This window comes from Kribbella albertanoniae, from assembly GCF_004348455.1.
Taxonomy (GTDB): Bacteria; Actinomycetota; Actinomycetes; order Propionibacteriales; family Kribbellaceae; genus Kribbella; species Kribbella albertanoniae.
Map to the genome: position 1 here is coordinate 1 of NZ_SMKA01000078.1, position 22762 is coordinate 22762.

General features: G+C 67.5%; 20 protein-coding genes. 6 read left to right on the plus strand and 14 right to left on the minus strand.

The genetic code is table 11. From position 1 onward, the window contains the following. Positions 1-268: 268 nt before the first annotated feature. Positions 269-1111, minus strand: coding sequence for a DegV family protein (locus E1261_RS18575; protein ID WP_132408141.1), 843 nt, complete (start codon positions 1109-1111; stop codon positions 269-271). Between the two features lie 53 nt (positions 1112-1164). On the opposite strand from E1261_RS18575, the gene E1261_RS18580 reads away from it, so the two are divergent. Further along, positions 1165-1677 carry a pyridoxamine 5'-phosphate oxidase family protein gene (locus E1261_RS18580; protein ID WP_132408142.1) on the plus strand — a complete coding sequence of 171 codons (513 nt, stop codon included), beginning with the start codon at positions 1165-1167 and terminating at the stop codon, positions 1675-1677. Between the two features lie 586 nt (positions 1678-2263). On the opposite strand, the gene E1261_RS18585 is transcribed toward E1261_RS18580, so the two are convergent. The 5 genes from E1261_RS18585 to E1261_RS18605 form a co-directional block, all read right to left on the minus strand. Continuing rightward, positions 2264-4828 carry an ATP-binding protein gene (locus tag E1261_RS18585; RefSeq protein WP_132408143.1) on the minus strand — a complete coding sequence of 855 codons (2565 nt, stop codon included), beginning with the start codon at positions 4826-4828 and terminating at the stop codon, positions 2264-2266. 161 nt (positions 4829-4989) lie between these two features. Next, positions 4990-5184: a hypothetical protein gene (locus E1261_RS18590; RefSeq protein WP_132408144.1), complete on the minus strand. Its 195-nt coding sequence runs from the start codon at positions 5182-5184 to the stop codon at positions 4990-4992. Between the two features lie 69 nt (positions 5185-5253). Further along, on the minus strand, positions 5254-5658 hold the full coding sequence (locus E1261_RS18595; protein ID WP_132408162.1) for a YjbQ family protein: 405 nt from the start codon (positions 5656-5658) through the stop codon (positions 5254-5256). A 16-nt stretch (positions 5659-5674) separates the two neighbouring features. Continuing rightward, a complete protein-coding gene (gene leuS, locus E1261_RS18600; RefSeq protein ID WP_272948587.1) occupies positions 5675-8155 on the minus strand; it encodes a leucine--tRNA ligase in 2481 nt (826 codons plus the stop codon). A gap of 216 nt (positions 8156-8371) precedes the next feature. After that, positions 8372-9232 (minus strand): trypsin-like serine protease, encoded by an 861-nt coding sequence (locus E1261_RS18605; protein WP_132408145.1) that lies wholly within the window; start codon positions 9230-9232, stop codon positions 8372-8374. A gap of 210 nt (positions 9233-9442) precedes the next feature. Between E1261_RS18605 and E1261_RS18610 the strand changes: the two genes are divergently transcribed. Beyond that, positions 9443-9898 carry a DUF3574 domain-containing protein gene (locus tag E1261_RS18610; protein WP_132408146.1) on the plus strand — a complete coding sequence of 152 codons (456 nt, stop codon included), beginning with the start codon at positions 9443-9445 and terminating at the stop codon, positions 9896-9898. A gap of 61 nt (positions 9899-9959) precedes the next feature. Here E1261_RS18610 and E1261_RS18615 read toward each other — a convergent pair whose 3' ends face one another. The 3 genes from E1261_RS18615 to E1261_RS18625 all read right to left on the minus strand — a co-directional run bounded on the left by E1261_RS18615 (position 9960) and on the right by E1261_RS18625 (position 13112). Further along, entirely contained in the window at positions 9960-10850 is an 891-nt protein-coding gene (locus E1261_RS18615; RefSeq protein ID WP_132408147.1) for a helix-turn-helix domain-containing protein, read from the minus strand. Then, entirely contained in the window at positions 10847-11614 is a 768-nt protein-coding gene (locus tag E1261_RS18620) for a phytanoyl-CoA dioxygenase family protein (protein ID WP_132408148.1), read from the minus strand. The genes E1261_RS18615 and E1261_RS18620 overlap by 4 nt, the downstream gene beginning before the upstream one ends. 97 nt (positions 11615-11711) lie before the next feature. Continuing rightward, entirely contained in the window at positions 11712-13112 is a 1401-nt protein-coding gene (locus E1261_RS18625; protein ID WP_165952555.1) for a CHRD domain-containing protein, read from the minus strand. A 315-nt stretch (positions 13113-13427) separates the two neighbouring features. Between E1261_RS18625 and E1261_RS18630 the strand changes: the two genes are divergently transcribed. After that, positions 13428-14567: a DUF4303 domain-containing protein gene (locus tag E1261_RS18630; protein ID WP_132408150.1), complete on the plus strand. Its 1140-nt coding sequence runs from the start codon at positions 13428-13430 to the stop codon at positions 14565-14567. A gap of 3 nt (positions 14568-14570) precedes the next feature. Here E1261_RS18630 and E1261_RS18635 read toward each other — a convergent pair whose 3' ends face one another. The 4 genes from E1261_RS18635 to E1261_RS18650 all read right to left on the minus strand — a co-directional run bounded on the left by E1261_RS18635 (position 14571) and on the right by E1261_RS18650 (position 19231). Continuing rightward, on the minus strand, positions 14571-16346 hold the full coding sequence (locus E1261_RS18635) for a GMC family oxidoreductase N-terminal domain-containing protein (RefSeq protein ID WP_132408151.1): 1776 nt from the start codon (positions 16344-16346) through the stop codon (positions 14571-14573). Beyond that, positions 16346-17239: a hypothetical protein gene (locus E1261_RS18640; RefSeq protein ID WP_132408152.1), complete on the minus strand. Its 894-nt coding sequence runs from the start codon at positions 17237-17239 to the stop codon at positions 16346-16348. Before E1261_RS18640 ends, E1261_RS18635 begins: the two co-directional genes overlap by 1 nt. 64 nt (positions 17240-17303) lie before the next feature. After that, the gene (locus tag E1261_RS18645; protein ID WP_132408153.1) at positions 17304-17534 is read right to left on the minus strand and encodes a hypothetical protein; all 231 of its coding nucleotides are present in this window, start codon (positions 17532-17534) and stop codon (positions 17304-17306) included. Positions 17535-17548: 14 nt separating this feature from the next. Then, the gene (locus E1261_RS18650; protein WP_202874818.1) at positions 17549-19231 is read right to left on the minus strand and encodes a sodium:solute symporter family protein; all 1683 of its coding nucleotides are present in this window, start codon (positions 19229-19231) and stop codon (positions 17549-17551) included. A 158-nt stretch (positions 19232-19389) separates the two neighbouring features. On the opposite strand from E1261_RS18650, the gene E1261_RS18655 reads away from it, so the two are divergent. Genes E1261_RS18655 through E1261_RS18665 form a run of 3 tightly spaced genes read left to right on the plus strand, consistent with a single transcriptional unit; the run spans position 19390 to position 21627 of the window. Next, complete coding sequence (locus E1261_RS18655; RefSeq protein ID WP_132408155.1) at positions 19390-19878, plus strand: hypothetical protein; 489 nt, start codon at positions 19390-19392, stop codon at positions 19876-19878. Continuing rightward, positions 19875-20993, plus strand: coding sequence for a sensor histidine kinase (locus tag E1261_RS18660; protein ID WP_202874814.1), 1119 nt, complete (start codon positions 19875-19877; stop codon positions 20991-20993). Before E1261_RS18655 ends, E1261_RS18660 begins: the two co-directional genes overlap by 4 nt. Next, complete coding sequence (locus E1261_RS18665; RefSeq protein WP_132408156.1) at positions 20986-21627, plus strand: response regulator; 642 nt, start codon at positions 20986-20988, stop codon at positions 21625-21627. Before E1261_RS18660 ends, E1261_RS18665 begins: the two co-directional genes overlap by 8 nt. Here E1261_RS18665 and E1261_RS18670 read toward each other — a convergent pair. After that, the gene (locus tag E1261_RS18670) at positions 21616-22611 is read right to left on the minus strand and encodes an endonuclease/exonuclease/phosphatase family protein (protein ID WP_132408157.1); all 996 of its coding nucleotides are present in this window, start codon (positions 22609-22611) and stop codon (positions 21616-21618) included. The two genes, E1261_RS18665 and E1261_RS18670, sit on opposite strands and share 12 nt — an antisense overlap. Positions 22612-22762: the final 151 nt, after the last annotated feature.

Below are 22762 nucleotides of genomic sequence, written 5' to 3' on the forward strand. Positions count from 1 at the left end.
GGCTTGGGCGGGCGCGGATCACCGTGCAGCCGGCCCAGCCGAGGCCGATGAGCAGAACGGCCGCGAGGACGAGGACGTGGCGGGCGGAGAGGGTCCAGCGGGTGTCGCGGAGGCGGGTGGGTTCGGGGATCCAGCCGGGCATGGGTGGTCACTCTCCTCCGGTCGAGGCCGCTGAGCGCGGTGTTGTCGACAGAGAAGGTACGAGTTTCCGAAGCCTCCGGAGGACCAATCCGCAAGCTGTGGAAAACTCCCCCAGCGCGAGGGGCGCCTAGAGAGGCGAGACGACGACTGCTAGGAGGCCGGGGCCCACGTGGGCGCCGATCACGGCGCCGACCTCACGGAGGACGATTGCCTCGGCAAGCGGGAGGCGTTCGGTGAGCCCGTCGGCGAGGGTTTGGGCTTTCGCCAGGTTGCCGAGGTGGTGGACGGCTATCTGGACCGGGGCTTCGCCGGCTCGTTGGACGGCGATGTCGGCGAGGCGGGCGATGGCGCGGCTGGAGGTGCGGACCTTCTCCAGGGGGACGATGCGGCCGCCTTTGATGGTCAAGAGGGGTTTGACGGCGAGCGCCGTACCGAGGAGGGCTTGGGCGGCGCCGATGCGGCCGCCGCGGCGGAGGTATTCGAGGGTGTCTACGTAGAAGTACGACGAGATGGTGGACATGCGGGCCCGGGCGGCGGCTTCGACGGTTGCCTGGTCCTCCCCCGCGGCGGCGGTGGCGGCTGCGGCGAGGACCGGGAAGCCGAGGCCCATGCCGAGGGAGCGGGAGTCGACGACGCGGACTGGGATCGGGGACTCCTTGGCGCCGATCATCGCGGCCTCGAAGGTGCCGGACATGTCGCCGGAGAGGTGGATCGACACCACCGACTCGGCCCCGGCCGCGGCGCAGGCGGCGTACGTGTCGGCGAAGGTCTGAGGCGCGGGGCGGCTGGTGGAGACCGGGGTGAAGGTCTTGAGCGCTTCGGCGACCGCGTCGGCCGAGGTGGCGCCGTCGTCGTACGACGTCCCGCCGATCACGACCTGGAGCGGTACGACGGTCAGGCCGTGCTTGAGCACCTCGTGCGTGGACAGCCCGGCCGTGGAGTCGGTGACGACGTGCACGCGGGCTGACATGCAGCGAGGTTACCGGAGAGTTTTTGTCGGCGCGCGGTGTCAGGATCAGGAAGATGAGGGAAACACCGGAGGAAGTCAGCGGGTTGCAGGAGCTTCTGGACGCCTCGATCGGGCGGTCGACGGAGCATCTGCGCAACATCATCACGGACGAGCGGCAGCTGAATGCCGAGGAGCTGGTGCGGGCGCTGACCGGCATGCGCACGCTCAATCTGGCCACCATCACCAAGAACCATGAGCCGCGGATCAGCGCGGTCGACGGGCACTTCCTGCATGCGCGGTGGGTGTTCACCACCGCTGGATCGGCGGCCAAGGCCCGCCATCTGAAGGTCAGACCGGCGGCCAGCATCTCGTACGTCGACGGCGAGCGGATCGGCGTGTTCAGCCATGGTCAGGTGGAGTTCCTGACGCCCGAGCATCCGGACTTCGACGAGATCGAGGCGCATCTGGTGGCGCACTACGGCAGTTCGCCCTCGAGTTGGGCCGACGACATCGTCTACGCGCGGCTCCGGCCCACCTGGATGGTCGGCTATGCCTTCGACAAAGCGGCGGCGCTACAGACCAAGTGAGGTGAAGGCTCACCCCTCCGGAAGCCTTCACCTCACTCTGTGCTGACTCCCCCTGGATGTCAGCCAAGTCCGTGCCTCGCCGAGCTACTCCCCGTGCCGGATCGGTATCGATCCGGTCCGACCGCGAGCTCGTCGAGGTCCCGGGAGGCCCCAGCGGCCAATCCACTGGCGGGTGACCAGACCCACCAGCTTCCCCGTATCAGCCGGACCGGCACTCGTCCCCTGTGTCGTGTGCCTTTCCGTTTGCTGGGACCTCGCCCCGGGTGCGGTGCCCTGACGGTGCACGGCAACCGGTTCGAGCAGGACAGATCCGCACGTCGCAGCACCCCGGAGCTCTCGACAGCCGGTCGGCGCCCCCACCGTCCGGCCGCCGGATACTCTCCGCGTCGCCTTCTCCGAGCTCGACGGCTGACCAGCAAGCTTCCGTGGCCTCACACGGATCACCTGCCCTTCGTCTGCCCTGTGCCGCTCGGTGTCGGACTCTGCTGCGTGGAACCTGCCCTACGGCTGTAATCCTCGTCTGGGCAGCTATGTCCGGACGAGGCAGAACAACCGGCAGTTACCCGGCAGCTTTACCGATTCAGCGTCAGGAAAGGGCCGCGAGTACGTCGGCAGCCAGCCGCTGTACGGCGGCGGCCGGATCGGGCTCCGGCCAACCGGTAGCCGCGGACGCGCTCTCGCAGGACTCCTGCAGGACCGCCCAGGCGGTCGGCAGCATCGGCGGGTCCATCGTGCGCTGCCAGGCCAGCAGCTCCCCGCACAGCGCGTCTGCCTCAACTGTCTTGCCCACAGCATGCATAACAGCCACTGCCTCCGGCAGGACCTGCAGCAGGTAGACGACCCGGCCTTCGGCCAGCAGCCGGCTGACCGCGTCCCGGATACAGACCCGCGCCTGCTCCGGCTCCCCCGCCGCCCGGGCCAGCCGGCTGCGGTAGAGCATCACCAGGTAGTCGAAGTACCCCCGGTGGCCCCGGATGTCGGCCTCGGCCTCATCGAGCAGTCTGCGCGCCTCGTCGTACCGGCCGTCGTGGAACTCGACCATGGCCACGCAGCCGGCCACCTTGGTCCGCTCGGGGTCGTCGGAGGCCTGGACCTCGCGGGCGAGTTCCGCCCAGCGCCGCGCCTCGGCCACGTCCCCAAGCTCGAGCTCGACCCGACTGAGCGCCATGTACGCGATCTCGTCCGGATACACGCCCGGGTTGACCAGTGCGGCCTCCCAGGCCAGCAGGAGCTCCTTAGCCTCCGGCAGACGGCCCCAGCGCAGCAATGCGAGCCCACAGATCGCCTGCACCGTCGCTGACCTCTGTACGTCGCCGTGCTTGCGAGCGTCCTCGACCAGCGCGGGGATCTCGGCCAGGCTCTGGGTGTCCAGCAAATGCGAGCCGGACGAGACCCAGCCGCCGCGGGCCACCAGACCCATCTCCGTCTCACCGGGGATCAACTGCCGCGCCTCGCCGTAGTGCCGCCGGGCCTCGTGCACGTCACCGGTCAGGTTGGACAAGCGCCCGGCGATCGCCCGGAGCATCCCGCCGACCTCCTTGTCGCTGACGTTGTCCGCGCACACGGTCGCCCAGCGGATGCCACTCTCGGCCACGCTCGCCTGGTACTGCCACGCGATCCGGAAGCCGAGCACGATCCGCGCAGCCACATCCCATTGCGCGAGCACCGCCGCGCGATCCAGCGCCACCTCGAACAGTGCCGAGTTCGCATTCGCGGCCCGGTAGCGCCGGTCACGGTCCGGTGAGGACCACGCGCCCTCGAGCCCGGCGACGTACTTCGTGCACCACTCGACCGCGCGGTCCTGGAAGTCCGTCAGGTCGTCGCCCTGCGAGGACAGCCCCGCATACGCGTGCTCCCGGATCGTCTCCAGCATCTTGTAGCGAGCGCCGTACAGCTGCTCGAACTCGTGGACCGGCTGCAGCAGCGACTTGTCCACCAGCTCAGCCAGCAGCATCGGCACGTCGGCCGCGTCGATCGGCGAACCCGTGCACACCCCCACCACGGCGTCGAGCGTGAACGGCGACCCCAGGACCGAAGCGCGATACAGCAACTGACGCGCCGGATCCGACAGCGCGTCGACACTCCAGGCGATCGTGTCGGCCAGCGTGCGCTGATGCGGCGCCCCGAACCGGCGCGGTCCGGATAGCAGCCGGAACCGGTCGTCCAGCGCCGCCAGGATGGTCTCCACCGACAGCGACCCGGCCCGCGCGGCCGCCAGCTCCAGCGCGAGCGGCAGGCCGTCCAGCCGCCGGCACAGGCGAGCCACGGTACGAGCGTTGTCCGGAGTCAGCTTGAAGTCGGGCCGGACTCGCGTCACCCGCCGGCTGAACATCTCCACCGCGGGGCTGGCCGCGATCTCCGCGAAGTCTTCGTCGTTCGACGGGACGCCGAGCACCTGCACCCGGCGAACCACCTCGTCGGGCAACCCGAGCGGGATCCGGGACGTGACCAGCACGCCGATCCCGGGGAAGCTCCGCACCATCCGGTTGGCGACCGTGGCCACCCCGTCCAGAACGTGCTCGGCGTTGTCCTCGACAATCACCAGATCACCCGGCTGCCGACCGGACAGTACGTCGTCCAGATCCGACGTACCGGGCGCTGTCCCGAACGCATCCAGGATCGCCGACGGTACGGCGGCATCGCGCTGAACCGTGGTCAGGTCGACCACCACGACCGTCGTATCGGCCCCGGAGAACCGGTCAGCCGCAGCGAGCGCGAGCTCGGTCTTGCCGACACCGCCCGGGCCGACCAGCGTGACGAGCCGGTTCTGCCGCAGCAACGCCTCGAGCTCGACCAGCTCGTCCTCGCGGCCGACCAGACCGTCGGGGATCGGGCGCGTGCCACGCCAGCGCAGACGGCTCGGAGCAACCGGGGCAATCGAGGCGACCGAGACAACAGGCCGCGCAACGACGCCGTGTCCGGCGGCGGCCAGGAAGCGCTCCGCATCCGTCGGACCCAGGTCGAGGCCCTCACTGAGCAGCCGGACCGAGTCCTTGCGGGGACGGGCCACCCGGCCGGCCTCCAGCTCGCGGATCGTCCGCACGCTCAGACCCGCGCGCTCGGCCAGCTCCTCCTGGGAGAGACCAGCCTGAACCCTCAGGTCGAGCAGGAGGTCGGCAATGTTCCGACCTCGGCCATCCGTGTCCGACAAAGCCCGTCACCCCCAAACGTTCCCGACACAACATAGCCTGAGCGGAGCGTTCGCGTCGGGTCTGCCCGGCGTGCGGGATGCGGCCCACATCACACCGAATTGTTGGCGACAGCAACGAGATTATGGTCAAGCGCGCAATTGCTGAGCAATCACAAAAGCGGTCAGGCGCTCGCCCGAACCGAAGAGGATTCATTTTCGGTGGCATAGAGCGAGAGAACGCCAGCCCAATCGTCAAGGCGGGCCAATGCGTCCGCGTGACCGGATTCCGCGTTCAGCCGGCTGCCGTCGCAGATCCCCTGGGTCGCCCGCAGGAGCAGCTCGGTGCCGAGGTCCCGGAGGGTGTCGATGGCTGCCATGCGGGTCATTCAATCGGACTCGTGTTTCGCCTACGTAACGTAACCACCAACAACGCGCTAAGCGATCAGTTAACCGGCCAGGAATGACAGCCGAACCTGCCGCTCCGGATTATCAATGTTTGTATCGATAAAGCATATGGATTGCCAGGTCCCCAAAGTCAGCCGCCCGTCGAGCACCGGAATCGTCGCGTACGGCGGGATGATCGCCGGCAGCACGTGGTCCCGGCCGTGGCCGGGTGTCCCGTGCCGGTGCCGCCACCCGAAGTCCCGCGGCAGCAGCTCCTCGAGCACCGCGAGCAGGTCGGTATCGCTCCCAGCGCCGGTCTCCAGGATCGCCACTCCGGCCGTTGCATGCGGCACGAAGACATGCAACAGGCCGTCGCCACGACCGGCGACGTACTCCTCGCACCGGCTCGTGAGGTCGAGAACGACCTCACGAGTCCCGGTCCGAAGGTCAATCAGCTCGGAGTCCATCAGCACCCCAACAAGATCAGGCAGGAACGATGTTGACCAGCTTCGGCGCCCGCACGATCACCTTGCGGGTACCGCGGCCGTCCAGCGCCTTCTGGACCGCTTCCGAGGCCAGAGCCAGCTGCTCCAGCTCGGCGTCGGTGATGTCCGGCGCGACCTCCAGCCGATCCTTCACCTTGCCGGCGATCTGGACGACACAAGTCACGGTGTCGTCGACCAGCAGCGCCGGGTCCACCTTCGGCCAGCCCGCCTTGGCGACGGTCGGCTCGTGACCCAGCTCCTCCCACATCTCCTCGGCCGTGTACGGCGCCACCAGGCTCAGCAGGATCGCGGTCGCCTCGACCGCCTCCCGCACTGCCGGGTCGGCCGCACCGGGGCCGGAGTCGATCGCCTTGCGAGTGGCGTTGACCAGCTCCATGATCCGGGCGATCACGACGTTGAAGCGCATCGAGTCGATCAGCTCGGACGCGTCCGCCACCGTCTTGTGGGTGACCCGGCGCAGCGCGACGTCGCCACCGGCCGGATCGGTCCCGACCGGGGACTCGACCGCACCGGCCACCCGCCAGGCCCGCTGCAGGAACTTCAGTGCACCACCCGGCGACATGTCGGCCCAGTCGATGTCGTCGGCCGGCGGACCGGCGAACACCATCGTCAGCCGGACCGCGTCGACGCCGAACTCATCCAGCTGGTCGCCCAGGTTCACCCCGTTGCCCAGGGACTTGCTCATCGACTTGCCCTGGTTGATGACCTGGCCCTGGTTCAGCAGCCGGGTGAACGGCTCGACCACCTTCAGCAGGCCCATGTCGTGCAGCGCCTTGACGAAGAACCGCGCGTACAGCAGGTGCAGTACGGCGTGCTCCTTGCCACCGACGTACTGGTAGACCGACATCCAGCGGTCGGCCATGCCCGGGTCGAACGGACCCTCGGTGTACTCCGGCGACAGGTAGCGCAGGAAGTACCAGGAGGAGTCGACGAAGGTGTCCATCGTGTCGGTGTCGCGCTCAGCAGCCCCACCGCACTTCGGGCAGGCGACCTCGACCCAGTCCCGGGCCGCGGCCAGCGGGGAGACGCCCTTGGGCGACAGGTCCGAACCACGCAGGTCGGGCAGCTCCACCGGCAGCTGGTCGTCCGGAACCGGCACCTCGCCACACGCGGGGCAGTGGATGATCGGGATCGGCGCACCCCAGAAACGCTGCCGGCTCAGCAGCCAGTCGCGCAGCCGGAAGTTGATCGTCCGCTCGCCCAGGCCCTTCTCCTCCAGCCAGTCGATGGTCCGCGACTTGGCCTCGGCGACCTCCAGCCCGTCCAGCTTCAGCTCGGCGTTCGAGCTGTTGATGGCCGGTCCGTCCCCGGTGAACGCCTTACCGTCGAAGCCCTCTTCGGGCTGCACGGTGCGAATGATCGGCAGGTCGAACTTCTCGGCGAACTCCCAGTCCCGGCTGTCCTGACCGGGCACGGCCATGATCGCGCCGGTGCCGTAGTCGGCCAGCACGTAGTCGGCCGCCCAGATCGGGATCCGCTGCCCGGTGACCGGGTTGACGGCGTACGAACCCAGGAAGACACCGGTCTTGTCCCGGTCGGTGCTCAGCCGCTCGATCTCGGTGGTCGCCTTGACAGCCCGCAGGTACTCGTCGAAGGCGCCCTGCTGCTCCGGCGTGACCAGGTCGGCCGCCAGCTTGGCGTCCGGGGCGACCACCAGGAAGGTGGCGCCGAACAGCGTGTCCGGACGTGTGGTGAACACGCGGATGGGTTCAGAGCGGCCCTCTACCTGGAACTCGGCGAACGCACCCTCGGAGCGGCCGATCCAGTTGCGCTGCTGCAGCAGGATCTCTTCGGGCCACTGCAGCTGGTCCATGTCGTCCAGCAGCCGCTGCGCGTACTCGGTGGTCTTGAAGTACCACTGGGTCAGCTCACGCTTGGTGACCTCGAACCCGCAGCGCTCACACCGCCCCTGCACGACCTGCTCGTTGGCCAGCACGGTCTGGTCGTTCGGGCACCAGTTCACGTACGACGCCTTGCGATAGGCCAGCCCACGCTCGTAGAACCGCGTGAACAGCCACTGCGTCCACCGGTAGTACTCCGGGTCGGACGTGTGCAGCCGCTTCGACCAGTCGAAGCTCATCGCGTACCGGCGGATCGACTCCGCCTGGACCTCGATGTTGGCGTAGGTGTAGGTCGCCGGGTGCTCGTTGCGCTTGATGGCCGCGTTCTCGGCCGGCAGCCCGAACGAGTCCCAGCCGATCGGGTTCAGTACGTCGTACCCCTGCTGGAACCAGTACCGCGACAGCACGTCGTGCAGCGCGAACACCTCGGCGTGGCCCATGTGCAGGTCGCCGGAGGGGTAGGAGAACATCGTGAGCGCGTAGCGCCGCTCGGCCGAGCCGTCGTCCTTCGCCTTGAACGGGTCCAGCTTCTCCCACACCGGACGCCACTTGGCCTGCATCGCGTTGAAGTCGTAGCCACCCCGGTCGATGGGGGCGTCCTCCACCTGCTCGCTCACGGTCCTACTCTCCCGCTCGTGTCTGTGTTGAGCCTATAAACGACTGTGTCCCTAAATGAAAAAGCCCCTCACTCAGGAGGGGACGCCGTACGGGCCGACGCTGGAAGCGCCTGGATGCCGGTACGGCTAACTAAGGAGCAGGCTCACTCGCATGACGCCAGGATAGCACCGGTGCCGCGCCGGATTTGACGGTCGCGGCACCGGGAGCTCAGGACGTCAGCCGATCGGTACGCCGAAAGTCTTCAGCCAGTCCTGTACGACGGGGATGTCGATCCGCTGGAGGCCGTCGAGGTACCGGCAGTTCTGGGTGTAGCCGTAGCTCGTCACGGTCACCTGGTAGCTGCCGTGGAAGGTCGGGCCGCCGGAGTCACCGAAGCACGTGCCGCCGGTGCCACGGTTGTCGTGCTCGTTGCCGTTCACCTGCAGGATCTGCGGAGTGAGCTTCTGACCCGGTTCCTCGGCCCAGCGGCGCAGCAGCGGGTACGACATCGGCGTGGGCTTCTGCGGGCCGGAGTCTGCCTTGCGGACCTCGGTGCCGTAGCCGACCGACGTGAAGATCGTGCTGTTCAGCTTGGGCTGCTGGTAGACGTTCAGATAGTTGGCGGGCGCGATCTTCACCGGCGCGAGGTTCGTGACCGGCCGGTCGAGCACGATCACGCCGACGTCGTTCCAGTTGGCCAGGTCGGTGAAGTCCGAGTACTTCGGGTGCGAGAACGCCGTACCGGACTTGTAGCCGGCCGCCTCGAGCTCAGCCTGGGTGTAGCCCTTGGCCGGGTCGGCGGCCACCGGGAACGGAGACGGCGGCTGCAGAGCGATCACCGAGTCGAACGTGATCAGTGTCTTGCCCAGGGTGCCCAGCGTGCAGTGCGCAGCAGTCACCAGGACGGTCGGCGACACCAGGGACGCCGTACAGCGGAAGCGTCCGTCAGGCTGGTAGAACATGATCACGCCGACGTTCGGATGGGCGTTGCCGTCCGGTTGCCCACCGGTGATGGCACTGGCCGTCAGAGCGGGTGTGAACGCGAGTCCCAGAGTCAGCACACAGGTGCCGATGATGCGGCCGAGTCGAGTCCTCATAGTCCCTCCAGGGAATAGGGCGGAACATCTGAGTGCATTGGAGCAACGTCACCTCGGGCTGTCCAGATGTCGTTCGACTACGTTCCGTGATCGGACGATGAGGCAGATCTCGCTGGTCGGCCGGGCAGAGCGGGCGCGAGAACCGGCAGCGGGGCGGTTTCCGTAGTTAGCGTCGTAACCAATCGCCACGACGTAGGGGGAACGCACCACATGAAGCACCTGGGCAAGACCGCCGCCACCGCCGCACTCGTGCTGACCGCGCTGGCCACTCCGGCCGCGGTCGCGCTGCAGTCCGACGACAAGCCGGCTTCGAGCCCGGCTTCGAGCACTGTGAAGCTGACCGGCGACACCTGGGTCCGCACCGAGCTCTTCTTCGGCACCGACAAGCCGGGCCCGGACGTGTCGGACTACCAGTTCCAGAAGTTCGTGGACTCCACCATCACTCCGCGCTTCCCGGACGGCCTCACCGTGCTGTCCGGCCAGGGCCAGTGGAAGCAGGACACGCGCATCGTCAAGGAGCGCTCGAAGGTCCTCATCATCGTCTACCCGGTCGACGGCGCCGAGGCCAGCAGCAAGAAGATCGAGGAGATCCGGGACCTCTACGAGAAGAAGTTCCAGCAGCAGTCCGTGCTACGCGCCGACAGCACCGAGAACATCTCCTTCTGATCCCCACAGGCGGCCGGTGCAGCGCGGTGTCGACCCCGCGCTGTGCCGGCCTTTCCATGCTCTACACGAACTCTGTCCCGCCGGACCGGCGGTGTTCGCCCGGGGTGCGGCCGTAGTGGCGTTTGAAGGCGGTGGAGAACGGGCGGACGTCTGAGTAACCGCAGGCTCGCGCCACCTCGGTGACTGTGAGCGCTGGGTCCAGTAGCAGCTGGGCGGCCAGTTCGAGGCGGAGGCGCCAGAGCGTTGCCATGATCGACGTACCGGTCTGCTGCGTGAACAGGCGCTCCGCATGTCGCTCAGACAGGTGTACGACGGCCGCCACGTCTCTGACCGTGATTGGCCGGGACAGGTTGTCGCGCAGGTGCCGCTGCATCGCCTCGACCACCAGCAGGCCGCGGTCGCGTCGTACCGGCTCGACGGCCAGGTCATCGTCGAGTGCGAACGCACGGGCCGTCTCAAGAACCAGAGCGCCACCAAGAGCACCCAGTACGGCGCTGTAGCCGGAAACTGGTGCCGCGGCCTCAGTAGTGAGTGCGGTGATCAGAGCGGGCAGAGTGCCAACGCGGTCCGACATGACGGGTCCGTCGGCTCGCGTGAGTCCGGACCACCATCCCGGTACGTCGGAACCCGGGCGGAACGTGAAGCCCCAGAAAGCGATCCCCAACGGCTCTACACGCGAAGACTCGATCTCGTGGACGTCACCGGGCCGTGCGAGGAACACCGAGCCCGGCGCCACGTCGTACTGGGCAGTGCCGTTGTTGAAGCGGCCGAAGCCGGAGTAGGCGAGGCAGACCTCGTGGAACGAGTGCGTGTGCCAGTAGTTGCGCCAGTACTCCGGCTGGTAGTGCCCCCAGCTCAGGAAGTCCGCGCGGAACCCGTCGACCTCGCAGGACTCGAGCAGTCCGGCGAGGTCGACGAAACGGTCCGCGTCAGCGACCTGCGCGAGCGTCAAACATTGCTCCTGCCGGTGGGGTCGACTCCACGCAGCATCATGCCCTGACCGAGTGACCACTCGTGGGTCTTGACCGTCGGCGGGTCCGCCGGGTCGCGGTACTGGATCAGCCAGGTGGTCCGGGGCTCGTCACTCACATTCACACCGGAGCCGTGCACGGTCAAGTAGGTGAAGAACAATACGTCGCCCGCCTCGGCCGGCTGCGGTGTCGCCGCATCGAACGGCACGTCAGTCAGGTGGAAGGACCCTTCCGGGTCGTGCTCCCGCGGTCCGGACTTGTGGCTGCCCGGGATGATCCGGACGCAGCCCTTCTCGATCGGCGCGTCGTCGAAGTGGAAGATCGCCGCCCCGACCCGGTGGTACTTGTGCGGGAAGAACGGGTGGTCCTGGTGCAGCGGGAACGGCGAACCGTTCTCCGGCGGCTTCACGAACAGCTTGGTGTGGTGCAGCTGGACGTTGTCCACGCCCATCACCGCAGCGGCCACGTCGGTGAACCGCGGGTCGACCAGCAGCTTCGCGAACTCGGCGTCGTAGAACTGCGCGTCGTGCAGATGCTGCAGCCGGGTGGCGCCGTCGGCCAGGCCCATCGCGGACTGCCAGGTCGGGTCGTCCGTCCGGTTCAGCTGCGCCAGCAAGTCGTGGCTGCGGCCGCGATAGTACGCCGCCTCTTCCTTGCTGAGCAGGCCTTTCACGAGCACGAAGCCGTCGGCGGCGTACTGCTGTGCCAGCGATGACAGCTCGGGCCTGTCAGAGGTGATCGTCATCTCGGAGTTCCTCCTGTTCGGGTACTTCGAGACTACGAAAAGCAGCGTCCGGTCGGCAGGACCCGACCGGACGCGCATGTTCGTCAAACGGACACGGTTATCCGAGGAACAGGTAGTCAGCCTGGTACGGCACCGACACGACGGCCTGGGTCTCCAGGTCGCAGCTGCCCGCCGGCGCGACTCCGCCGACCGTGTTCAGTCGCAGGATCTGGGTGGTGTCCGCGAGGATTCCGCTACGACCGCCGACCTGACGAGCATCCAGCAGCAACTCCGGGATGTTGCCGTCGCCGTTCGCCGACTTGGTGACCAGCGTGGCGGTGACCGCCGTACCGTCCGGTGCGATCCACTGCGGCGGGCCGTCGACCGGCTTGGCGAACGAGTGCAGGATCCCGTCCCGCAGTACGGCGGCAACCCCGAACTGGCCGAAGGCGAACCCACCACCAGGCTGGGCTGCACACCGGTAGATCTGCGAGCCACCGACCACCGCGGCCTGCACGGCCCGCGGCTGACCACTCTTGTTCTTCGCCAACTGCCCGCGCACCGCACCGCCGGCGAACTCCGCCGTGTGCAGGTTGGTGTAGAACGCCGCCGGGTCCTTGGCGATCTGCCCGGCCAGGTCAGCACCCACGGTCGCCGTACCGGCAACCCCCGTCACCGAAGCAGGCAGTCCGTCCGCATCGGCGAAGAAATCGGCCACCACCGGTCCGTTCACCCCGCGCGCTCCGGAGTGGATGTGCCCGTTGGTCGGCGCGCCGATCCCGCTCCAGACCGTCGCGAACGACACCTTGTCCCCCGCTGCCTGCATCAGCCACGCGGCCCGCCCGTCCGGATCACCGACCGGCTTCGGACCGGGCACCTCTTGCTTGCCGTCGGCAACCGACTGCAGATTGTCCGCGATACTTCCGTTCAGTACGCCGTTCAGGTCGACGGCCCGCTTGAGCGTATGCAACTGGCCGCGCACCGCACCAGCGGGGAACTCAGCCGTGTGCAGATTCAGATAGAACCCGGCCGGGTTCGTCCGGATCGACTCCAGCAGCGCCGAGTCCGTGACCTTCACGCTCCCGGTGATCGCCTGCACACCAGCCGGAATGTCCGAGCCGAGGAAGTCGACCTTCACACCGCCGTTCGCACCAGCCACACCCTGGTGAATGTGGAACGCCTTCGGTGCCGTGATGTTCTGCCACCGCACGGCATACGAAACCTGATCCCCCTTGACCCGTACGACGGCCATCGCCCGGCCATCCGGATCACCAGCACCAGCCGGCACCTCGTTACGCCCACTCAACCCCGCGGCGAAGTACACCGCAGCCGCCTTCGAGCTGGTCTGGTAACCCGTCGCCGTAACCGCCGCCCCACCAGCCGCAGCGTGATGACCGGCATGCCCCTGATCCGGCTGCACCCCCTGCGGATCGTCGTGAGCGAAGGCAACCCCCGCAACAACCACCGCAATCCCAACCCCAGCAGCGAAAACAGGCAGCACGAACTTGCGAACAGACATCAGAATCCCCTTGTGATGGAGCAACATGACGTTCTTCCCCCACCACACGGACGGATCCCCCACCCGGTTCAGATCAATTCAAGAAACCCCACCTTCTGACCCATCCGTGGGTGGTGGTTCTCCTGTCCGATGTGTGGGTGATTGCCCGTCGGCGCTCTGCTGCGCCGCGTGCAGGTGAACCGGAGGTACTGCGGTCATCTCCTGGGGAACTCGGACATCTGATCGGGTGTCCGAGGTCCCCAGTAGGTGAACGCGGTTCGGCCGTTGGGTCACACTCTCTCCAGCGAGGAGCCAGCTGGATGCCAGGATGTCTGCGTGACCGCATCCTTCGACTGGGCCACCTTCGAGCGGGAACTGACCGACGCGCTGGAGGCTGCCATCCGCTCGGCCCTCCTCGCACACCGTGACGAACAGTTCTATGCCGCGGCATTGGGCGGCATCTATCGCGAGGAGCGCGGCGTGATCTCGCGGCCGAGCCTCGGGATGAACAGTGTCGAGGCGCTCAACCAGCATCCGCTCGAGGAGCAGCCGGATGTTCGGTGGAGCATGTTCGACTGGGATCACCTTGACGACGACTGGCTGGCTGAGGCTCAGCGGTGGGAGGAGGCGCTCACCGCCGAAGCCTGCCGGGAGCGGACGTCACACTGGGAGTCGACGTTTCAGAGGTATCTGATGATGCTCGTCCGGGTCTGCCGGGAGGTCCGGACGCGTCTGCGGACGAGCGGCGTCGTCGGCCCGGAGTTCCTGGTGCTGGTGATCGACGACGAGCACCACGAACTACTCGTCCGGCACGTGCTCACTCCGAGCGAGGTCGGCCGGCATTTCCCCGAGCTCGACGTACGGGCCGCTGAGGTGGCGCGCGTTGCGGCGCTTCCGGAATCCGAGCGCGCCGCTTACTTCGTGTCCCGGCTCGGCTCGTTCAGCGGGCCTATCGATAGCGAGGCGGCCGAGGAGGCACTGCGCCTCCTGGGCCAGGCGGCGGCGCCCGGCCTGGTCGCGCGGCTCGGCGTCGAGGGCCAGGCGTGGCAGGCAGCCAAGCTGCTAGGTGAGATCGGTCTGGCCGACAACAGCGTGACCCAGGCGCTGGACACAGCCCTGACCCGGCTCGGTGGCGCGGATCAGGCGTGGACCGCCCGGGCGTTGGCGTTCCTCGGCCGGCTGGATCTCGTGGTCGACAAGATCGGCCGCCTTCCGGACGACGTCGTCGTCACCGCCATCTGCGCGCCGTACACGAGCTTCCGGGTCGCGCCGCTCCCGTTGAACTACCGTCCGCTGGAGGAGGCCCTCGAGCGCTGGCCGGAGGCGATCGCCGACGAACTCAAGCCTGGGCGCGGCTACTGCGAGATCTCAGCCGACGAGGCAGCGGAGGCGACTCGCGGTCTGACCTCGCGGTACGACGTCGTCCGCCGGCATGCGGCCCTGTGCCTGGAAGCACTCCAGGAACAGGACCGCTGAAAGCTACAACCCCAGCTCCCCCAACCGCACGCTGATCCGCGGATCCGTCGAGACGACCGGAGCGCTCGTGCGGACCCACGGGTCGCCGCCGAAGTACTTCGTGAAGATGTTCTCGGCAGTCCGGGTGGCGAGTGCCTGGGAGGTGAGGGTCGGGTTGGGCCCACCGAGGCCGTTGGACAGCGCCGAGTTGTCCGCGACGAAGAGGCCTTTGACGGCTCGGGTCTCGCCGGTGGGGTCGAGCACCGAGTTGTGCTCCGAGGCACCCATCCGCATCGAGGACTGGACGTGCAGGATGAGGGGTGCCCAGTCGATCCGGTAGACCTTCTTAGCGCCCGCTCCGCGCAGCAGCTCAGCCGCCTTTCGTGCCATGAACTCGCGGTTCTTCAAGGTCCGCTTCGTTCGCTTCCGCTGCTGGAAGGTGACCTTCGGGATCGGCCCGTTCTCGTCGGCCGGCAGCGCCGACGTGGTGACCCGGTTCTGGGCCTCGACATCATCGTCGGTGATGACCAGCACGGTCAGCAGCTTGTCGATGCCACCGGCAACCAGTTCCTTCAGCTCCGGCCCCATCACCCGCCCGGCCGGCCCGTCCCACGGCCCGGTCTGGCCACGGCCGTTCTTGTACTGCCCGCGGATCCCACTATCCGACAGCGTCCCCGCAAACGCGTTCAGTGCCGGCGGCAGCCCGACGTTCTCGAGACCCCCGTACGGCGGGTAGTCCAGCCGCGCGCTCGATCCGACTCCCTTGGGGTTGCCGGTGTAGTCGTCGAACGAACCGATCATCCAGTCGAAGAAGTGGTCGGTGTAGCCCCGGCCGACCCAGCCGTTCGGGTTCGGCAGGCCACTGTTGAACCACAGCCGCGGGTTCTCGGTGCACCCACCCGACATCACGACGACCCGGGCGTCCTCCCGGTGCTCGTCACCCGTCACGTTGTCCCGCCACGTCACCCCGGACGCAGTCAGTACGCCCTGCCTCGTCTCGGTGTGCACGCGGGTCACATACGCATCCGCGATCAGCTCGGCCGGTTTGCCGCCGCGGGACCAGACCTCGGCCGTCAGCGCCATCGGCACATAACTGTTGTCCGTCGAGCGCTTCGCGTACTGGTTGCGCGGGGCCCCCTTCGGCCGCATGCACCCCTGGAAGCAGTAACCACAGAAGGTGCAACCGGTCGCCTGCGGATAGTTCAACAGGTTCTTGTCGGCAGTGCGACCAGCAGTCCCACCCGGCTGCAGGATCGCGTTCTCCTGCGGCCGATACGAGGCCTTCACCGTGGTCTTGGTCGTCTGAACCGGGAGCCCCATCGTCTCGGCACCCTTGAAGAACAGCTGCTCCTTGGTCCCCATCGCCGCCGTCTGGACCGGCATGATCGCCTCGACCCATTCGAAGTACGGGACCATTTCGCCGTACGAGAACGGGAAGCGGTGGTTGACGTCGTACTCGTTGCGGTCGGCACCTTCATACCCGGCGAACACTCCCGGATACGCCCGCGGGTAGTTGCCGTAGAAGTGCTGCGTTGTCCCGCCGACACCGGATAACTGCCAGACGAACGAGTTCTGCGGCCACTCCCGGTACCAGGCCGGCTTGGAACGATCCGTCGGGCCGAGCCGGAAGTATCCGGTCAGCGGGTTGTTCGCGTCCTCCTCGAACGTCGACCACTCCTCCCGCGGCTTCGCGTGCCGCGGCCCGGCCTCGAGCAGCAGGACGTCGAGGCCCTTCGCGGCCAACTCCTTGGCGACCACCGGTCCACCACCACCGGCTCCGATCACGATCACGTCGCGCATCAGTCGTGCACCTCTTTGCGTCCCTGGTAGTAGCCGATGAAGTCGTCCCAGCCCTCGACCGGACCGTCGGGCTGATAGCCGGTGAGCGTCCACCCGACCGGTCGCCGACGCAGCGTCTTCGTGGACCGATCCAGTACGCCGTACTCGCTGTACGCACCGAAGGTCGCGAACTCGATCAACGCGCCGCCGACGAACTTCAGGAGCCCGGACACCGATGCCTTCAGCGGCTCGGGGAACTGCACGTCCAGCAAGGCGACCAGATCCGAGTCGGTCTTCTCGATGAGCTCGAACGCGCGCGCCTTCTCGGCGTACGTGAGCCGCGCGAACGGCGACAGGTGCGGACCGTTCACGGCGGCCGGGTTCACCTGGGTCGCCATCAGGTTCAGCAGACCGGCGATCGGGAACGACAGCGGAATCGCCTCGTCGCTCTGCAGCACCGCCGCGAACGCCTGATCCAGACTGCGTAGCTCGGCCGGCAGTACTTCGAGACCCGGCAGGTTCACACCGGAGTCGGCCAGGCCCGTCACCAGGGCGGCACTGATCGGTTGCGCCAACGCGTCCGGGAACGGGACGAAGTTGTCCAAGGCGTTGATCATGAAGTCCGTCGCGCCCGCATCGAGAGCACCAGGCGTGCTGCTGCTGGCGCGCTGGGTGCGGGAGTACTGGTCCGGGCCGGGCAGCGCGAAGGCGGTCAGGCCGTTGAGGGTGTCGCGGGCGAGCGCCGCGAGGACCGGTCGGACGAGGTCCACCGCGGGTGGAAGCAACGGGTTCGTCGCGGCATCAGCGGGGTTGAGCAGGCCGCGCGTGAGCAGCCCGCCACCTCCCAGCGCCGCACCCAGCACACCGATCCGGGCGAGGAACACCCGTCTGGACAAATTTCGGGGTTCGGCCACGAAACACCCTCCGTTGTGGGACCACTAGGGCTACTGGTCCCACAACGAGCAGATGTGAACTGGGTTACTCCTCGACCGGTACGACGATCGGCCGCAGCCGGGCCCAGAGGACGAACAGTGCCGCGAACACCAGCATCGCGATTCCGCCCCACAGATTGATGTTGATCCCGGCGGCCTTGTCGATCTCCGCCTGCTTCTCGACGATGCCGAGAACCGTCAGGATCACGCCGTACAAGCCGATCAGGGCCGCGATCACCACGCGGATGTCGAATGCTCCGGCCTTCTTCTCTGCCATCAGAATCTCCCTCGTCAGCCGAAGACGATGTTCAGGACGATGACCATGCCGAGCGAGATCCCGGCCAGCAGCACCGGCTTGCGGTACCACCCGTGATCACCCTCGCCGGCCGCCTCGGTGCGCTGCTCCTTGGGCGTCAAGGAATAGACCAGCCCGACCAGCTCGGACTCCTCCTTGGCTCGGGTGACCTTGCTGACCACGACGCTCACCAGGATGTCGACCACGAACGCCGCGCCCGCCCCGACGAAGCTCGCGCCCTGACCGGGCAGGTTGATCACGCCGGTCTCGGACAGGATGAACACCAGCACGGCGGTCGTCGTACCGCTGACCAGACCGATCCAGCCGGCCGCCGCGGTCATCCGCTTCCAGAACATACCGAGGATGAACGTCGCGAACAGCGGTGCGTTGAAGAACGAGAACAGCTGCTGCAGGTAGTCCATCAGGTTGCTGTAGCCGGAGGCGATCGCCGCCGTACCGATCGCGATCACCGTGCCGGCGACCGTCACCCAGCGGCCGGTCCGCAGATAGAAGTCGTCGCTGCGATCCTTCACGAAGTACCGCTCGATCAAGTCATAGGTCGTGACCGTGTTGAACGAGCTGAGGTTCGCCGCCATACCGGCCATGAACGACGCCAGCAGACCGGTGATCGCCAGGCCCAGCATGCCGTTCGGCAACAGGTCGCGCATCAGCAGCAGCAACGCATCGTTGTAGGTGACATTGCCACCCGTGCCACCGGCCTGCTTGAACTGCTGCAACTCCGGTACGGCGACCGCCGCGATCATGCCCGGGATGATCACGATGAACGGGATGAACATCTTCGGGAACGAACCGATGATCGGGGTGCGCCGCGCCGCGGACATGTTCTTCGACGCCATCGCGCGCTGGACCTCGACGAAGTTCGTCGTCCAGTAGCCGAACGAGAGCACGAATCCGAGCCCGAAGACCAGGCCGATCACCGAGAGGAAGCTGTTGTTGAAGCCGCTCAGGTCGTTACCGGGCCAGGCGCTCAACTGCTCGGCGCCGCCCTTCGACGCGGTGACCTTGTCGATCAGGCCCTGGTACCCGCCGACCTTGTGCAGACCGACGATCGTCAACGGCAGCAGGGCGGCGACGATCACGAAGAACTGCAGCACCTCGTTGTAGATCGCCGCGGACAGGCCGCCGAGGGTGATGTAGCTGAGCACGATCACCGCGGCCGCGATCACCGACACCCAGATCGGCCAGCCGAGCAGCACGTTCACGATGGTGGCCAGCAGGAACAGGTTCACCCCCGCGATCAGCACCTGCGCGACGGCGAAGCTGATCGCGTTCACCAGGTGCGCGGGTTTGCCGAACCGGCGCAGCATGAACTCCGGCACGCTGCGGACCTTGGAGCCGTAGTAGAACGGCATCATCACGACACCGAGGAACAGCATCGCCGGGATCGCGCCGATCCAGAAGTAGTGCACGGTCGGCATCCCGTACTGCGCGCCGTTCGCGGACATCCCCATGATCTCGATCGCGCCGAGGTTCGCCGAGATGAAGGCCAGACCGGTCACCCAGGCGGGTAGCGAGCGGCCGGACAGGAAGAAGTCCAGGCTGTTCGAGACCGCGCGTTTGGCCAGGTACCCGATGCCCAGCACGAAGACGAAGTACGTCGCGATGATGACGTAGTCGACCGCCGTGGCGTCGAGTCTCAGGACGGAGTCAAGTGGCAGCATCGGCCCTCCGGGTTCATAAAGTGACGCACAGTGTTGTTACCGCTCAGGAACGTTACTCCTGATTTCAACTAGAGCCGACAGCGACCCGCGTCTCCACCTGGATCTCCACCCGTGGACGGTCCTGCCGGAGGTTGGTACCCACTTAGCGTCGGAGCATGTCCTTCGGAACCCTTCCCAACGCTCTCGTCGTGATCGCGATCGTCATCGCGGTGATCGCCCGCAGGCTGTCCTGGTCGGAGCTGGAGAACTCCGACGCCGACGTCTGGCGCGGCCCGCTGATCCTCTGCGGGGTCGGCATCTACCAGCTGTACGGCAAGCACCTCCAGCTCGGCCCGGCCGACCTCGTCCTGCTGGTCGCCGGGGTCGGCGTCGCGCTGGCCGCCGGGTACGCTTCCGGCCGCGTCGCCCAGGTCCAGCGGCGCGCCGGGAAGGTCTTCTTCCGGCTCGGCATCCCCGGACTCGGCATCATGGTGGCGTATCTGGTCATCCGCCTCGGGCTGGCGGGCGCCGGGCACCTGCTCGGTACGGCGGCGACCGCCGGCGGTGGCGCTCTGATGCTGAGCCTGGGCGCGAACCTGCTGACCCAGTCGCTGGTGATCCAGGGCAAAGCCCACCACGAGGCCGAGGAGTACAGCCACAGTTGAGCAGTTTCAGGACCGCGATGCACGGCGAGAGCGGCTGGCTCGGCCGGGCGATGACGGCCGCGGTGGCAGTCGGCGTCCTCGGTACGGCGCGACCGGCGGAGCGCTGGGTGTGGTTCGCGCTCGCCGCCGGCCTGCTCGCGTCCCTGGCCGGCACCCTCCTGATGACCATCCGCCCGCGACTCGCTCTCGCGCTGCTGGTCACGGTCGCGATCGGCGGCTCGCTGATCGCGGGGGTTCCGGACTCCAAGGCACTCGTGCTGGTCCTCGTCGCGATCACCACCCTCGTAGTGGTGGACCTGAGCCGATCGGGCGTCCGGCCGATCCTTGCCGTCGGCATCGGTGTGGCGATCGGCTTCGGCCTCTCGATGTGGTGGTTCGACCGAACCGACAGCTGGCTCCTCACGCAGTACCTGTGGGCGGCGATCCTGATCGCGTTCGGGTTGAACCGGAGGCAGTACGAGATCCAGGTCCGCCAGACCCGCGAGCTCCTCGTGCAGACCCGGCGCGCGCAGAGCGAACGTGCGCGGGCCGCGGCTCTCGACGAACGCGGACGCATCGCTCGCGACCTGCACGACGTCCTCGCCCACTCGCTCGGCGCCCTGAGCGTGCAACTCGAGGTCGCCGAGGCACTACTCGACGAACGCCGCGACGTCGACGGTGCCCTCGAGCGTGTACGACGTTCCCGCCGGCTGGCCGTCCAGGGCCTGACCGAGGCCCGGAACGCGGTCGCTGCCTTGCGCGCGGACGACGTACCCGAACTCGCAGACGCTGTGCAGGCGCTCGCCGAACAACACCAGGCGGACCACGGAGCGCCGGTCGACCTGACTGTCGTCGGCATGCCCACCAAGCTGGGTTCGACCGCCACAGTTGCACTGCTGAACACGGCTCGCGAGGCACTGACGAACGCTGCGAAGCACGCACCCGGCACGGCGATCAGCATCAACCTCCGGTACGGCGGCGCCGTACGGCTGGAGGTTCGCAATGCCGGGCCGACCAGCGGGGAAGGGTTCGGGCTGACCGGTATGCGGGAGCGGCTGGCCCTGGTGGGTGGCACGCTGACGGCGAGGCCGGACGGGGACGACTGGCTCGTGATCGCGGAGGTACCGAATGACTGAGCGGATCCGCGTGATTGTCGCTGACGATCAGCAGGTGATGCGCGAAGGACTGGTCGCGCTGCTCGAGTTGATCGACGGGATCGAGGTCACCGGTGCGGCCGCGAACGGCGCCGAGGCGGTGGACCTCGTTGCTCAGGGCAACGTCGATGTCGTGCTGATGGATCTGCGGATGCCGGTCCTCGACGGGGTCGACGCGACCGCCCGGATCAGCGCCGAGTTCCCGGCGGTCGCCGTACTGGTGCTGACTACGTACGCCGATGACGCCTCAATCGCGACCGCGCTAAGGGCCGGAGCACGGGGCTATCTGACCAAGGACGCCGGCCGCGTCGAGATCGGTGCGGCCCTGCGCTCAACCGCCGCCGGCCAGTCGACCTTCGATCCCGAGGTGACCCGGCGGCTGGTAGCCGGTCTGGCTCCTGAGCCATCCACCACCGACGGTTTGACCGCTCGCGAAACCGAGGTGCTCCGGCTGATCGCGCGCGGTCTCAGCAATCCCGAGATCGCCGCCCAGCTCTTCATCAGCGAGGCGACCGTGAAGACGCACATCAACAACACGTTCGCGAAGATCGGCGCCCGGCATCGCGCCGAGGCGGTCCGCTACGCCTACCGCCAAGGCATCGCGTCAGATCTTTAGCTCGGCAACGACCGGTCGGTGATCGCTACCGGTCGGCGCCATCACCCACGCCTTGGTGGGCTCGACACCGCGAACCAGGATGTGGTCGATCCGCGCCATCGGGAAACTCGACGGCCAGGTGAACCCGAACCCGTGCCCGGCCGCGCCCTGCGCCGAGCGCAGCCCCGCGGTCAACGGCGCCAGGCTGCGGTCGGTCGCCGTACCGTTGAAGTCGCCCATCACGATCACGCCGGCCAGCTTCTCGTCGGCGATCTGCCGGCCAAGGGCCCGGATCGTCTTGTTGCGCTGGTCGGACGTGAATCCGCTGGTCCCGACCCGCACCGAAGCCAGGTGCGCGACGTACACCGCGACCTTGCCCTCCGGGGTATCAACCTCGGCCCGCAACGCCCGAGTCCAGGCGAACCCGACGTCGACCGATTCGCTCTCCTCGACCGGATACTTCGACCAGAGCGCGACCGTGTCCCGCGTCACCTGATACGGGTACGTCTTCGCGAAAGCAGCCTTGTAGACCTTGAGATCCGCCGACGTCAGCTCCTCGAGCGCGACGACATCCGCGTCGGCCGTCAGCAGGTCCTGCGCCGTGCACTCCGGATCCGGGTTGGCCGCATCCACGTTGTGCGACAGCACCCGCAGATCGTAAGCACCACCGGTCGACTGCGGAATCAGCTGGTTGCCGAACATCCCGCCCCACACCACTGCGGGCAGCAACAGCGCCACGCCGGCGACGGCAGAACGCCGTACCAGCGCTGCAATGCCGAGGACCGGTACGGCGACGCCCACCCACGGAAGGAACGTGTCGAGGAGGCTGCCCATGTTGCCGAACGTGTTCGGCACCCAGCGGTGGAAGAGCAGCGGCAGCGCGGAGAGAATCGCCAGCACCGCTATGAACCAGCCTCGACGCCACTTGCCGTTCTTCCGCGCACGACGGGCATCGGCCCGTTGCGGCGGCCGTTTGGGCGCGAGTGTCGCGGTGCTGTTGGACATGAGCCGATTGTTGCGGACTCTCCGGCTCTGCCAAAGTCCGCGCAGGCTTCTGTACGGGGATTTCATCCTTGCGGACGACCGTTCGGGCCGAAGTGATTAGACATGCGTGAGAGCGCTGGTGCGTTCGGCGGATAACACTGACAATGCGGTG